We start from the raw sequence: 13,943 nt of genomic DNA, 5'->3' as shown, positions 1-13,943 counted from the left end.
TCAAGGTTCGGCGCAACAGCGCGCCGAGGGTCATTCAGTGGGGGAAGCCGAAGCTATGCAGGACCCTAGCGGCACGAAGTCTTGCTGGTCAAGCGTTTTAGCATCATCAAAATTACGAGGAATAGATTTTGCTAAAACGCTTGAATGAATCGGAAATACACGCTAACTTTCAGTGATCAAACGCTTTAGCAGAATGGACATCAGCGCCGATGAAACGCTCAGTCTTCTTCCAACCCACCCACGGATGGGTTGGCGACCTTATCCCTTTCGAGAAGGACGGGGAGTTCTGGCTCTTCTACCTTCACGAAGACCGCTCAGACCCGAAACCAGGCACCTCCTGGAATCTCGTCACCACAAAAGACCTCACGCAGTTTGAGGACCACGGCGTTTCGTTGAGCCACGGCAGTGAAAGCGACCTGGACTTCAACGCCTACACGGGCAGCGTCCTTGCGGACGCAGCCGGCGTCCATCACCTGTTCTACACCGGCCAGAACCCGCGAAACGTCGGCCCCGACGGCATGCCCCGGCAATTGGTCATGCATGCCACGAGCACGGATGGCATGCGAACCTGGCAAAAACACCCGGAGCTCACGTTCGGCGCCCCGGACGGCTACGAATCCGGCGACTGGCGCGACCCCTTCGTGTTCTGGGATGACAGCAAGAACCAGTGGAGAATGCTCCTCGCGGCCAGGCACTCCGAAGGACCGGAACGGCGCCGCGGCGTCATCGCACAGTGCGTGTCCACTGACCTGATGACCTGGCAGCACACCGAACCCTTCTGGGATCCACGCCGCTACATCACCCACGAATGCCCGGACGTCTTCCAATGGGGCGACTGGTGGTACATGGTGTACTCCGAATTCTCGGAATCGTTCACCACCCGATACCGCATGGCCAAGAGTCCCGACGGGCCTTGGACTGTGCCGGCGTTGGACAGCATCGACGGCCGCGCCTTCTATGCCTCAAAAACCGCCGAACGTGACGGGCGGCGCTTCTTCTTCGGATGGATTGCCAGCAAGGAAGGCAACGCCGATCAGGGCGCTTGGCAATGGGCAGGAACCATGTCCGTGCTGGAAGCGCGCCAAAATCCGGACGGGACGCTGGGGTTCTCGTTCGCAGACGAGCTCGTGGAGAGCTTCTGGGACGACGTCTCCGTGCCCCTGACCGGTTCGTTGCCGGCTCGGCTCCACGTCCCGGACGGGTACACGGCGCTGGTGTCGGACGAGGAGTTGCCTCAGCAGTTCTACGCCAAAGCGGTGCTGGACATCGCCCCTGACACCACCGAATGCGGGCTGCTGCTGCGCTCCAGCCACGACGGCGACCATTCTTACGTCCTGCGCCTGGAACCCAAGCGGGGACGGCTCGTCTTTGACCGCTGGCCTCGTACCATCACCGGCGACGCGCAGTGGCACGTCTCCGGGGACGTCCCGTTCGACGTCGAACTCGAGCGGCCCTGCGACCTCACCCCTGGTGAGCACACGCTTGAGGTCATCGTCGACGGCGACATTTGCGTCGCCGTCGTCGACCGTCAGGTTGCGCTCAGCACCAGGATCTACGACCTGACAGCTGGGAGGATCGGCCTCTTCGCGGGCGAAGGATCAGCCACTGTCACCGAACTTGAAGTACGTCAACGCACCGACCACTGAATATTCATCCCATCCCCAACCTCTGTTCCAATCAAGGGAGATTGCCGCAATGAACAAACTATTCCGTGCTGCCGCCGTCGCAGCCGTAGCTGCCCTGGCTTTGACAGCATGCGGCGGCGGAGGAGCCGCCAGCGACCCCTCCAACGTCAGCCCCACCGGAGAGATCAAGCCCCGCGAAATTTCCTGGTTGCTCTCCAGGCCCGCCGACGGAGCTGTCATCAACATCATGAAGAAGCTCGCAGACGACTACGCCAAGGACCACCCTGGCTTCGCACTGAATCTCATCACCACCCCGGACCGGCCCTCCTACATTCAAAAACTCGAAACCCTGGCCGCGGCCAACAAGTTGCCGGAACTGTTCGATACGGATGCCACCCCCTTCGCCCAGGAGCTGGCCAAGCAAGGCAAAATGGTGGACGCCGACAAGCTCCTGAAATCACTAAACGTCTACGACGACTACCGGCCCGGCGCACTTGACTACCAGCGCTTCGACGACGGCTCCCTGTACATGATCCCGTTCCAGTTCGAACTCGAGTTCATCTGGTACAACAAGGCCCTGATGGAAAAGGCCGGCGTTTCCGTGCCAAAGTCTCTCGATGACATCCCCGCCATGTGCACTGCCTTGCGGAATGCCGGGATCACCCCGATCGCCATCGACGGACAGGACCAGTGGCCGCTGGAACGCTACGTCGCGTACCAGCCGTTCCGTGAAGCGGGGCCCGACTTCGTCCAGAAGCTAAAGAAGGGCGAGGCATCCTTCTCGGATGAAGCCGGCCAGAAGACTGTGAACTGGATGGCTGACCTTGGCAAGGCGAAGTGCTTCCAAGAGGGCTTCTCCGCCCAAGGATATTCTGACGCGCAGAACCAGTTCACCTCGGGACAGGCCGCCATGTACAACATCGGCACGTGGGAACTTCCCAGCCTCGCCACCGACAAACTCAATCCTGACGTCCGCGACGACATCGATTTCTTCACCTTGCCCACCACTGAAGGTTCGGTGACATCTGCCAACGAGTTCGTCTCACCCTCCGGCATTGGCATGGCAGTGAATTCGAAGACTTACGATCCGTTGGTGAGCGACTTCCTGAAGTTCGCCTTGGAGAAGTACCCGGCTGAATACGCTGCCACCGGGGCCCTTTCTCCCACCACCAACGTACAAACGGCCATCCCGGCGAACGCGACTCCGCTGTACAAGAAGGCTCTCGAAACGGCCAACACCCTTGGGGGCAAGCAAGCCATGCCGTGGGATACCCAGCTGGACCCCACCACCAACGGCCGGCTGCAACAGGAACTCGTCCTACTGGTCCAGGGCAACATTACGCCCGAACAGTTCACCAAGACCATGGACGACGCCATCAAGCAGAACGCCCCCAAGTTCTTCAAGTAAACCGAAGCGGCGGGGGCTCCCAAGGCCCCCGCCCGAAAGGCCCACCATGCTACCCAACAGGTCAAGAACCTCGGTCCTGGTTTTCCTGCTTCCACCCCTGCTGCTCTACTGCGCAGCCGTACTCTTCCCGATTCTTCAGTCGTTGTTCCTGAGCTTCTTCTCCTGGAACGGCATCAGCGAGATGGAGTTCGTAGGGCTCGCCAACTATGTCCGGATGCTCACCGCGGACGACATTTTCTGGAGGTCCTTCTTCAACGCGCTCCTCTACCTGGCCATCTGCCTGGTGCTGCAGCTCGGCGGAGCACTGGTTGTAGCCAGTCTCCTCACGTCACTTCGCCGGGGCCGGGAACTCATCAAAACCCTCTACTTGCTGCCAGCTGTGATCTCCACCGTGGCAATTGCTTTCCTCTTTGTCCGTATCTACTCCATTGACCCAGTGGGCCTGTTGAACCAGCTGCTGCATTGGATAGGTTTGGGTTCCTTCGAACGGGCCTGGCTCTCCGATGTGAACACGGTGCTGGCCGCCGTATCCGCCCCCGAAGGCTGGCGGTTTACAGGGCTGTACATGCTCATCATTTACGCCGCCCTGATCGCGGTTCCCAAGGAACTCGAAGAAGCAGCTGTCCTGGACGGCGCCTCGAAGTGGACCCTCTTCACCAAGATCCGGTTCCCTTATATACGTCCCGTGTGGATTACTACCACCATCATGGCCACCACCTACGGCTTGCGCGGTTTCGATATCCCGTACCTCATGACCAACGGTGGCCCTGGGCAGTCCTCCGAGCTGCTCACCACCTACATGTACAAGACAGCCTTCACCAGCACGGACTTCGGCTACGCAAGTACCATCTCCGTCTTCATCGTGATCGAGTGCCTCGTCGCCGTCGGCCTCATCTTGTTCATGCTCAAGCGGAAGGCAGATTCATGATCACCCAGACAGCCCCGTCTACCCCGCGCGCTTCGACTCCGCCCTCGCCGGTTCGTCAGCGACGGCGGCGCAAGCCAAGCCTGTACCGGACACTCTCGCGGGTACTGATCATGCTCATCGTCATCGTCCAGGTCTACCCGCTCGCCTGGCTGTTCCTTACCAGCCTGCGGACAGAACACGACTTCGCAACCGGCGATCCGTTCGCTCTTCCGAGCTCGCTGACGTGGGAAAACTATGCCAGAGCCTTCGAAACGGGAGACCTGGGCCGGAATATCCTGAACAGTTTCATTGTCACCATGGGGGCCAACATCCTCATAGTGTTGTTCGGCATGATGGCTGCATACGCCATACAGGTTCTGGGATTCCGGCTGAGCCGCTTCGTCCGTGCCCTGTTCCTGATCGGGATCATTGTTCCGGTTCAGATCGCTTTGGTCCCGCTGTTCATCGACTACTCCGCCGTGAACCTGCTGGACACCTATCAGTCAATGATTATCCCCTTGGCCGGTTTCGCCCTGCCCATGTCCATTTACCTGTTCTCCTCCTTCTTCGAATACATTCCGCGGGAAACCTACGAAGCCGCATCCTTGGACGGCGCCGGACCTTACAGGATTTTTGGTCTGATCACCCTGCCGCTCTCACTCAACACCGTGGTCACCGTTGTCCTGGTGAACAGCATCTTCATTTGGAACGACTTCATCTTCGCCAACACTTTTGTTCTCTCCGAGGACTTGAAGACGATTCCCTTGGGCCTGCAGAACTACATCGGGGCCATGGGCAAAGTGGATTGGACAGCCACCTTTGCGGCCGTGTGCGTGACCATCACTCCGCTGCTCCTGGTCTTCCTGGTTCTGAACAAGGCCATGATCCAGGGCTTGGAAAGCGGGGCGACGAAGGGATGACCGCCATGGCAGGCGGATATACTCCAGAAGGAGGACAGATGATTTCGCAGGAGAAAAATTCGGGCAACGCGGCCGCCCCCATCGTTCATGCCGCAGTGGGCCGCGCCCATCCGGTGACCCTCCGCGAAGTCGCTGAACTAGCGGGGGTTTCCACTGCCACGGTCTCCCTGGTCATCAACAAAAAGAAGAACGCGCGCATTGCAGACGAGACACGTCAGCGGGTCACTGAGGCAATTGCTCAACTGGGCTACCGTCCAAATGCCATGGCCAAAACACTGGTCAGTGGAACCTCGAAGTTCATCGGGTTGGTGGCCGACGGCGTCGCCACCACGCCCTTCGCAGGCCAGATCATCCATGGCGCGCAAGACGAAGCGTGGAAACACGGTTACGCCTTGCTGATCGCCAATACCGAAGGCAATCAGGACCTCGAAAAAGATGCGATCGCCATGATGCTGGAATACAAGGTCCGCGGCATCCTGTACTCAACGTGGTTCCACCGACCCACCGATGTCCCGGAAACCCTTCGCGAGGCGGATTTCGTCCTGGTGAACTGTTTCTCCCCCGAGGCCGGGACGGCACGCGCCGTGGTGCCGGACGAAGCGCAAGGTGGACAGTCCGCCACGGACATCCTGCTCCGCGGCGGCCACCGGCGCATCGCGTTCATCAACACCACAACCCCCGCACCCGCCAAGGACGGTCGACTCCAGGGCTATAAGGACGCACTCGAAGCCGCTGGAATACCTTTTGATCCCGATTTGGTGCTCGAAGCGTACCCGGATCAGGAAGGCGGCTACGGCGCCACGCAGGATTTGCTCGAGCTTGGGGTTGGCGCCGTGTACTGCTACAACGACCGTATGGCCATGGGGCTTTACGACGGCCTGCGGGAAAACGGCCTCTCCATCCCGGAGGACATGGCCGTGGTGGGTTTCGACAACCAGGAAGTCATCGCCGCCCACCTCCGGCCGCCGCTTTCAACAGTGTCACTGCCCCACTACGAACTAGGCGCTGCGGGTGTTCGGATGCTGTTGGGCCTGGATGCCGCGCCTCTCGAGTCCGCTGTGAAGATCGCTTGCCCGGCGGTTGAGCGCGGCTCCGTTGCCGTTCATTCGCCCGCCTAGAGACCTGTTGTCATTGCTTGTTGCCCGAGGGCTTGGATAGGAATAGCGTTGAGGTGGAAGCCCAGTGGTCCCCCATCACTGGGCTTCCCTTTGGAACCGGCAGCTTGCGCTTCAGGCCTCTGTGGGGCGTCGCTTAAGAAAGGAGATCGACCTGATCCGTTTTCTTAAGGCGACTGCTGCAGCCGATGAATTGACCGGGATTGTCGGTATCGCCGCGCAGGTAATCGAAGCCCTCGGTGAATGGGGCGTGGGCTTGCTGACGCTTCTGGAGACTGTATTCCCACCCATACCCAGCGAGGTGATCCTCCCACTGGCTGGATTCCTTACCCAGCAGGGAAGCATGAACCTGATCCTGGTGTTTGTCACCAGCACGCTCGGGGCTTACGCCGGAGCGATGCTCCTGTACTGGCTGGGATACAAGGTGGGTTTGGAACGGTCAATAAAGCTACTGTCAAAGCTGCCGCTGGTCGATCGGGAAGATTTCGAGAAGGCCGCCGAATGGTTTGAACGTCACGGCAAATCAGCGATCTTCTTCGGTCGGCTGCTACCCGGCGTGCGCAGCCTCATTTCCCTCCCGGCAGGTGCCGAACGCATGAACCTGGCGACCTTCAGCGTCTTCACTGTCGCGGGAACCGGTCTGTGGAACGCACTGCTCATTGGAGCGGGCGCACTGCTCGGCAAGCAATATCATTTGGTGGACCAGTACTCCCGATTTCTCAACTACGCCGTTTATGCAGGACTAGCTGCGCTCTTAGTGTGGCTCATCATTCGAAGGGTCAAAAAGCGCAAGGAAAGTACCCGCTAGCCCACCCACGTCCGGCGTCATTGTGCGGTCGGTTCAGAGCCGTCGGGTCCGCACCGCTGTTCTGTCTACCTTAATTTCTTCCAAAAGCTCTGAAACGGGATCGTATTCGCCGCGGTTAAGGAGTGCTACGAGAAGATTCGAGGTGCCAGCGTGCCGTGGATCTTCCTCATTGGCCTTGGCTTTACGGCGATGTTGGTGGGACTTCTGATGCGCATGTACGTCAAAGCGAATGCTGCCGCATCCAAGGTCAACCAGGCAGGCTGACTCCTCGCCGCAATAAATCAGCGCTTCGTCGCTGCTGCCACAGTTCCGGAGCTGACACATACGGAAACAAGCAGCCACCGCCCAGTACGCTGGCCGTATGCCTTCGCCGTGGACCTTCCTCATCGCTCTGCACGCCATCGCAGCGGGCTACGCCCTGATCTTCGGCGCCGTGAACCTGCTCCGCCGCAATAAAGGGAGCGCAGCGCACAAGATTCTGGGCCGCATCTGGGCGGTTGCCATGTACGTCGTCGTGGTCACCTCGTTCGGGATCCGGACCATCGATGGCGGGTTCAATTGGCTCCACGCGCTTTCCGTTCTGACGTTCTGCACCCTGACGATGGGCTTGTGGGCCGTCAGTAAGGGCAACATCCAGGCCCACCAGCGCTTCATGACCGGCAGCTACTTCGGACTCGTCGGCGCGTTCATCGGCGTCGTGGCCGTGCCTGATCGGAGGCTCCCCCAAATGGCCATCCACGACCTCGCAGGCCTCACCCTCTGGGTGGCCGCCCTTGCACTCACTGCCGGGCTGACCGTCGCCGGGCTGATGCAACTGCGCCGGAAGGCCGGGGTGGTGCCCCGCGGATAGCCGCGCGCACGGCGCTCTGCTGAACGTCGCACCGGCCGCTGCGGTCCTCGCCGGAATCAACATCATCCAAGCCAACGGCAGCGCTCGGGTATGTTACTACCGGCTGTTCCTCGACGCCGACTCGAATCCGCGCGATCGTCCTGAGACCTTCAAGGACAAGGAGCTGCGACCGCTGAAGGATCTCTAAGAGAGAGGTACGGTCGCCGAGGGTCGGCATGGTCTGTGTTGAGTCTGCCGAAGTTGATCTGCGCGGGATGACCTTGTCAGTTCAGGCGCCGAGTGAGGTGAACTTCTACTGTGTCACCGTCGTCCTTCCCGATGGCTTTGCGGACAGGAGCAGCCACCGGGAGTTTGTGCGTGCCGTCTCCCAGCGCCATGAAGGCTCCAGTAAACGGGTGCCCGTCTACGGTGCCGGACACTTTGACCAGTCCACGGGTTCCAAAGATCGTCGCTGAATCGGGTAGCTGGACACAAGTCCACGTGTCACCAGGCCGGACTTTGCCGAGCTGGGCGACGAAGGCGATGTTCAGTGGTTGTGGTTCTGCCATCTTCTCTTCTCCTGGTCTCTGAGCCGAAGTCCGCAAGAAGCAAAACACAAGCTGGACTGCTTTGTCTTGGATCTGCGGAGCCGTTGTCCCCGCGCCACCTCCGCCTCGCGGTCGTCACTCATGGGGCAGTGCAGTCCTTCTGGCTACTCTGACAAGTCGTGACGCGCGGTGGCGTGATGTACCCGTCGCGGGCGTTTACACAGGAGTGTTGGTCTCCATTAGCGTCAGAGCTCCAATGACCAACATGGGCCATTCCCAGCATCCCGGACCCGATGAAGGTGAACTCCCGACGCCTCGTTCCCCTTGCCAGAAAACAGCTGGCGCAGAGGTCGTCCGCTAAGACCCCCGCACCGGCCAGCGCCAAGCTGACCGAAAGCGGCCTGAAGGGAAAACTGTCCGTCAAATAAACGGCAAAACCAGCGCCACGATGATGCAAGCAACACCTATCAACGCAGTCAGCGCCACCAATGGACGACGCCGGAACTCATCGCGCACGAGGCCGCCACGCAGCATCATTTGTCCCCCTGACAGCTTCGATTCGTCCTGTTCATCTCAATTCAAGTCCTTGGTCAATTCCCCGGGCTACCGTCGTGATGCCTGAGGGCAATGTCGCCCATCACAACGTAACTTTCAAGGGGAAACGTGAGACTCCGGGGGGGTAGAAAACAGCAAGCTCTCCATCACCAACACCCACCGCACCGGCCCACCGAACTCGCTGGCAAATAGCACGGAGGCCATAGCAGCGGTAGTTGTTGCGTAGGCTCGTTGGTTCGTGGTGTTTCACTTGGTGCGCCCTGGGAGTAAGAGGATCTGTGGAGAAAATTCTGATTGGGGTAGTCGGAGGCATTGGAGTGATCATCGGGGTCCTGATGATCATCAACCGTGCCTCCCTGACCAAGTTCATGTCCGGAGCGCAGCGATCCACCTTCGGCAAGGTAGGACACAGGGTTGCGGCCCGACCGAGCCAAGGAATGCTGGCGGTAGTTGGCGCCGGCGCCATTCTGATCGGTGCCGCCATAATCGTGCTGGTACTAACCCGTGCTTAGGCGGCTATCTTGCTGCCGGCCAGCACTCCGCTGCGTACTACAGGGACCAGATCCCGTTCCGCCGAACGGTCATGGCTGTGTCAGTCGCCGTGCCGGCATTGGCAGCCTTGGTGTCCGATTACTCGGTGCTCGCCCGGCCCCGCAACACCTTCCGGGGCATCACCGGAGCTGGCGTCGTGGTGATTTGTCTGACCGCCGCCGTGCTGTGCTGGCTGCTCGGGACCGAAGCCGTCCGCAGGGCCACGCACTGGGCCGAGCACACCACCGGTCAGTGGCAGACCGCAGGCAACCCATGTGGGCATTCGAGTCCGATAGCAAGCTGCCCGCCCCTTGATCCAGAGGCGGAATCGGAAGGCGCAAGAACGGCACCTGGACATCCGCCGGATTGTGACCGACGTGCAATCCGCAGGAAGTCACGAAAGCTGTCCAAGAACCGGTCGTCCGGCTTGATAAGCCACGAGGGCCGTGCAAACATCGGCATGGGCTTCGAAATAGCCGGATTTCTCTCGAGGCCACACCTTTCTCCTTCGAGCGATAGGCGACCCATGCTCCAGTTTCCGAGCACACATAAACCCCGGTACAACGACTTCTCGATCAAGGCCAGCTCCTACGAAACCATCCGTGATGCCGGCGAACGCGCCCCCTTCAGCGCCAGCAATGACGACAAGCTTGAGCTTTGCATGAAGGGGGCTGGAGCTACTGAAATCCGCTCCGGCCAGCATGAGAGGTTGAGGCCGTGAACATCCTCGTTTACGGCGCCGGAGGCATGGGTTTGTACTTCTCCGCACGCCTGGCCCAGGCCGGCCACAGCGTAGTGCTGAAAGCCCGGTCATCCACCCAGGACGCCAAACTGCACCTGTTCACCGGAGGTCGAACAGAAACCATATCCGGGGTAAGTGTGGTTTCTGAGATAGACCCGGTGGATGTCGACGTTGTCCTGATTGCCACCAAAGCCTGGCAGGTCGAGGACGCCCTTCTTGAGCTGCAGGGCAAGATCAGCAACGGGACCCCGCTGGTCACACTTCAAAACGGCATAGAGGCCCCCGAAGTCGCCCGGCGCATCTTCCCTGCCTCCCCGGTCATCGCCACAACCTGCGTTGTCATCGTCAAGCGCACGGCCCCACTGGCTGTTGAGCTTATCGGCGGAGAAGCCATCCTCAGCGCCGGACTCTTCGATGAGGTCGGCGCAGACACCGGCATCGCCGAGAGGGTGGTCGATGCCATCAACGAAAGCTCCGTCACGGCGACCCTTGCCCAGGACGTCCAACGCGCGCTCTGGAAGAAGATCGCCCTGATCGCTTCCTATGGCGGGGTAGGCGCCGTCTCAGGAGTCCCCGTCGGGGTGACCCGCACGCATCCCGAGACCCGGTCAATGGTCCGTGATGGCATCGTTGAGGTCGCCTCGGTAGCTCATGCCTACGGCGTCACGTTTACGAGGGAGGACGTGGAGGAAGTCTTCTCGGTCTACACTGACGTCTTCGACCCTTCGACGACGTCATCGATGCAGCGCGACCTGGCTTCAGGATTGCCGTCAGAATTGGCAGATCAAAACGGGGCGATTGTTGCCCGGGCCGCCCAAGTAAGGGTGGCAACTCCAACCCATTCGTTCATCCTGAACTCACAGCTACCTCGGGAACGGCAAGCAAGGCTGAGCTCATGAGCGAGACTCCCACAGTACGGCGCATGGCTGTCCCGCCCCTGATAGCGGTCAGCATCGGGAACTCGGGCCGGCGTCTGATGCGGTGACATTATGGGGCCCCTTCTGAACGGGCGAGGCTAAACGCCCCGACAGCATGCTGCCACATCAAGCCCTTCACCATTGACCATGCGTAGTTCCGAACGTTGTGCCGGTAAAAGAGCTGCATGTGGCCGGCCCCGCCATGCTCTGGCCAGAGAGGCCAGCATTGCCGTGCTTTGTTTGAACGCTTATAACCTAAGTTAGGTTTTCCCGGCTGTTGTTATTTGACAACGCAACCTAGGTTATGGATGAACGAAATGGAACGGGACCTGATCCTCTCGCAGGCGATGTTGCTGTTGCGCGAAGCGGACGTGCGGATCACGGGCGGCAACCTCGATGCACTGTCTTTGACGCTCCCGGACAGCAGCGTCCGGGAAGTGAAGGTGCAGCTGGCGGCCACTCCCCCGACGCCCAGTAAGCTGCGGGCCATCCTTGAACGGGAGACTCGGACGCTGATTGTCACGTTCCGCCCAACCCAGCGACTCACCGAAGCGGCTCTCCAGGACAAGGTTGACCTGATTACCATCGCTCCGGTCTCAGTCATCATTGGCGGTGTTCAGCGCCTGGAACCACGCCATAAGCCCGAAGCCGTTGAGAAGACCCACGGGCGGGCGCCGTGGGGCCGGTGGGCATTGCTGCGCGCCTTGGCCCTCGCAGATGGGCCGCAAACGCAGCAGGAGCTCGCAGCAGCGGCCGGCATTAGCCAGCCGGCGGTGAACAAGCACCTGAAAACGCTGGGGGCTTTTGTCGACCGCGATCAGTGGGGCTGGCACGCCCACGACGTTGACGCCATCATCACATCGTTGCTGGCCAGCTACCCCGGGCCCCGGGGCGTGACGTCTTATTGGTATGGGCTGGATTCCGCTGCCGAGCAAGCCAAGAAGGCCGCCGAATACGCCACTGCGCTGGGCGCATCCCCTCTGGTCTCCGGGGACGCTGCGGCGGACTTTTACGCGCCCTGGCGGTTGCCGGACAGCGCCGTCGTCTACGTCCATGAAGCTGTGGATTTCACCGATGCCGGCTTCGCCCCCGCGACTCCGGAGGAAGCAACGCTTATCACCACCGTCCCTGAAGACTTCACCCTGTGGGCCACCGCGTCCCTGGTGCACCACTCGGATGGGATCCCCTTGGCCGACCCGCTGATCACGCTCCGGGACGTCATGGCCGGGGACGCTGTCGACATCCAAGAGGCAGCTGACCAGCTCCGCAAAGTCATCGTGGCGAGAGCTGCTCGATGAAGACCATCAACGTCATCTCCATGTCCAACGCAGCAAATCTCGGGTATCGGGCGCTGGCCGACGTCGCCGAAGCGGCAAAGGGCTTGGAGCGCCGCAAAGTGACCCACTAACGGGATGGCAGGCTGATTATCGACGTCTGAGAGAGCAAGACCAGTCAGAAGCCATTGCCGGTTAGAGGCGCTCAAGCTTCGGGGTTCTGGACCTCGGTCCTCCGGGCCAGGAGTTTTGGTCCGATGAACTGCCCCAGAACAAGCCAGAGAATCGTCACAACGACCACGGTTGTGCCCATGGCAGGGTTGTTCCGGTCAATGGCAGTCCCAAGGTCTTGTTGCCTGGCTGCATGGCTCCCTCTATGCAGCCCAGGAGCCCGCTGGTGTCGTCTGGCTTCTTGAAAGCGTGTTGTCAACGTGTAGTGCCCTGCATTTCCGACACGAAAAACCCCTCCGCTCCGGACAAAATCGCCGGAAGGGAGGGGTGGTGGAGCCCCCTGTCGGATTCGAACCGACGACCCCCGCTTTACAAGAGCGGTGCTCTGGCCAACTGAGCTAAGGAGGCGCGCTCCGGTTACCCGAAGCAAAGCGCGAAAGAGCGCTAGATAAGGTTAGCCCAGACCATCCCCGTCAACGAAATTAGCCGCTCCAAAGCAACAGCGGCCGGCCACCCGCAGGGGTGACCGGCCGCCGTCGTGCATTCCGCGAAGGTTAGCCCTTGGCGTCAATTGCCGTCTGGATCTCGGCGTTCAGGTCGGTCCGGCCGTCCCACTGCTTGCCGTCGATGAACACGGTGGGCGTACCGGTGACGCCGATCGCTGCAGCTTCCTGCGTGGCAACCTTCACCCACGGACGGAACTGCTTGCTGTCGATGCAGGAGTCGATGTTGGCCGCACCGATTTCGGTGGCCATTTTCTTGAGGTCGTTGTCGGAGATGCCCGCTCCGCCTTCAGCCGGCTGGCGTTCGAAGAGCAGGTTGAAGAATTCCGCGTACTTCTCGGGGGATGAGTTCACTACGCAGGCAGCAGCGTTGGCTGCGCGGGAAGAGTAGTTGGTGGTGGACTGGCGGTCCAGGAAGCCCAGGGCGCGGTACTCGACGGAAATCTTGCCTTCGTTGCGGAGGCTGGTGAGGGACTCCCCGTAAGTGCTCTCGAACTGCTTGCAGACCGGGCAAATGAAGTCGATGTAGGCAACAACCTTGACGGGCTTGCCGGCCTCGGCTTCGCCGGCCGGAACCGTTACCGTAGCCGGCTTGGTGGCGGGAGGAGCCGGAACGTCAGCCACGTTGACGGTGGCAGGTTCCGTTTTCAGGACTTCAGTGTTGGCCAGCAGCGTTATGCCACCGTGCACGTTGCCGTTGGCCGGCGTCGGACCCTGATCGGCCACGGAGACCTCACGATTGCCAATAACCACAGCCGCGATTATCCCGATGATGACCACCACGGCCACCACGATGCCCCAGCCGACAAGAAGCTTGTTGCGCTTCTCCTTCTTCAGCTGCTCTTCGCGGATTGCGCGCGCTTTCTCCCGCGCCTGGGCGGTCTTTTCGGCCTTGGACAGGCGTGGTTCGTTTGCGGGGCTCATCAGTTCCTCGGGGTATTCGACGTCATAGTGCATAGCTAGGGCAACGGGCCCAGTTTACGGGAGCAAACTTGAAGGTTTTCCCATACCCATTGACCCGGTTGTTGAACGATCAACTGCCGAGGAAGATTCCGCTAGTAGGCTGGGAGTTGAGTCACAGCAACCCCAG

At 60.5% G+C, this 13,943-nt stretch carries 13 protein-coding genes and 1 tRNA gene; 11 read left to right on the top strand and 3 right to left on the bottom strand.

What is annotated here, in order from left to right:
- The first annotated feature begins 209 nt into the window (after window positions 1-209).
- From ARUE_RS04530 to ARUE_RS04500, 7 genes are all read left to right on the top strand, one after another.
- Entirely contained in the window at window positions 210-1,646 is a 1,437-nt protein-coding gene (locus tag ARUE_RS04530; RefSeq protein WP_014920869.1) for a family 43 glycosylhydrolase, read from the top strand.
- A gap of 49 nt (window positions 1,647-1,695) precedes the next feature.
- Window positions 1,696-3,033 (top strand): ABC transporter substrate-binding protein, encoded by a 1,338-nt coding sequence (locus ARUE_RS04525; RefSeq protein WP_014920868.1) that lies wholly within the window; start codon window positions 1,696-1,698, stop codon window positions 3,031-3,033.
- Between the two features lie 46 nt (window positions 3,034-3,079).
- Window positions 3,080-3,961 carry a carbohydrate ABC transporter permease gene (locus ARUE_RS04520; protein ID WP_011773682.1) on the top strand — a complete coding sequence of 294 codons (882 nt, stop codon included), beginning with the start codon at window positions 3,080-3,082 and terminating at the stop codon, window positions 3,959-3,961.
- The gene (locus tag ARUE_RS04515; protein WP_014920867.1) at window positions 3,958-4,860 is read left to right on the top strand and encodes a carbohydrate ABC transporter permease; all 903 of its coding nucleotides are present in this window, start codon (window positions 3,958-3,960) and stop codon (window positions 4,858-4,860) included. Before ARUE_RS04520 ends, ARUE_RS04515 begins: the two co-directional genes overlap by 4 nt.
- 38 nt (window positions 4,861-4,898) lie before the next feature.
- Window positions 4,899-5,978, top strand: coding sequence for a LacI family DNA-binding transcriptional regulator (locus tag ARUE_RS04510; protein ID WP_187329922.1), 1,080 nt, complete (start codon window positions 4,899-4,901; stop codon window positions 5,976-5,978).
- 64 nt (window positions 5,979-6,042) lie between these two features.
- Complete coding sequence (locus tag ARUE_RS04505; RefSeq protein ID WP_014920865.1) at window positions 6,043-6,783, top strand: DedA family protein; 741 nt, start codon at window positions 6,043-6,045, stop codon at window positions 6,781-6,783.
- A 361-nt stretch (window positions 6,784-7,144) separates the two neighbouring features.
- A complete protein-coding gene (locus ARUE_RS04500; RefSeq protein ID WP_011773677.1) occupies window positions 7,145-7,633 on the top strand; it encodes a DUF2306 domain-containing protein in 489 nt (162 codons plus the stop codon).
- A gap of 263 nt (window positions 7,634-7,896) precedes the next feature.
- Here ARUE_RS04500 and ARUE_RS04495 read toward each other — a convergent pair whose 3' ends face one another.
- Window positions 7,897-8,181: a DUF1905 domain-containing protein gene (locus ARUE_RS04495; RefSeq protein ID WP_011773676.1), complete on the bottom strand. Its 285-nt coding sequence runs from the start codon at window positions 8,179-8,181 to the stop codon at window positions 7,897-7,899.
- A gap of 812 nt (window positions 8,182-8,993) precedes the next feature.
- Here ARUE_RS04495 and ARUE_RS24450 point away from each other — a divergent pair.
- The 4 genes from ARUE_RS24450 to ARUE_RS04480 all read left to right on the top strand — a co-directional run bounded on the left by ARUE_RS24450 (window position 8,994) and on the right by ARUE_RS04480 (window position 12,203).
- Window positions 8,994-9,227: a hypothetical protein gene (locus ARUE_RS24450; protein ID WP_143711608.1), complete on the top strand. Its 234-nt coding sequence runs from the start codon at window positions 8,994-8,996 to the stop codon at window positions 9,225-9,227.
- Between the two features lie 77 nt (window positions 9,228-9,304).
- Window positions 9,305-9,967 (top strand): hypothetical protein, encoded by a 663-nt coding sequence (locus ARUE_RS24445; RefSeq protein ID WP_187329921.1) that lies wholly within the window; start codon window positions 9,305-9,307, stop codon window positions 9,965-9,967.
- Window positions 9,964-10,887 carry a ketopantoate reductase family protein gene (locus ARUE_RS04485; protein WP_014920861.1) on the top strand — a complete coding sequence of 308 codons (924 nt, stop codon included), beginning with the start codon at window positions 9,964-9,966 and terminating at the stop codon, window positions 10,885-10,887. Before ARUE_RS24445 ends, ARUE_RS04485 begins: the two co-directional genes overlap by 4 nt.
- Window positions 10,888-11,213: 326 nt before the next feature.
- Window positions 11,214-12,203: an ArsR family transcriptional regulator gene (locus ARUE_RS04480; protein ID WP_014920860.1), complete on the top strand. Its 990-nt coding sequence runs from the start codon at window positions 11,214-11,216 to the stop codon at window positions 12,201-12,203.
- A 478-nt stretch (window positions 12,204-12,681) separates the two neighbouring features.
- On the opposite strand, the gene ARUE_RS04475 is transcribed toward ARUE_RS04480, so the two are convergent.
- Window positions 12,682-12,758: transfer RNA gene (locus tag ARUE_RS04475), tRNA-Thr, on the bottom strand.
- A gap of 146 nt (window positions 12,759-12,904) precedes the next feature.
- Window positions 12,905-13,777 (bottom strand): DsbA family protein, encoded by an 873-nt coding sequence (locus ARUE_RS04470; protein ID WP_043469807.1) that lies wholly within the window; start codon window positions 13,775-13,777, stop codon window positions 12,905-12,907.
- Window positions 13,778-13,943 lie beyond the last annotated feature (166 nt).

It is taken from the genome of Arthrobacter sp. Rue61a, assembly GCF_000294695.2.
Classification (GTDB): Bacteria; Actinomycetota; Actinomycetes; order Actinomycetales; family Micrococcaceae; genus Arthrobacter; species Arthrobacter aurescens_A.
The sequence above is the reverse complement of the archived record's forward strand: the minus strand, read 5'-3'. Positions and strand labels throughout refer to the sequence as shown.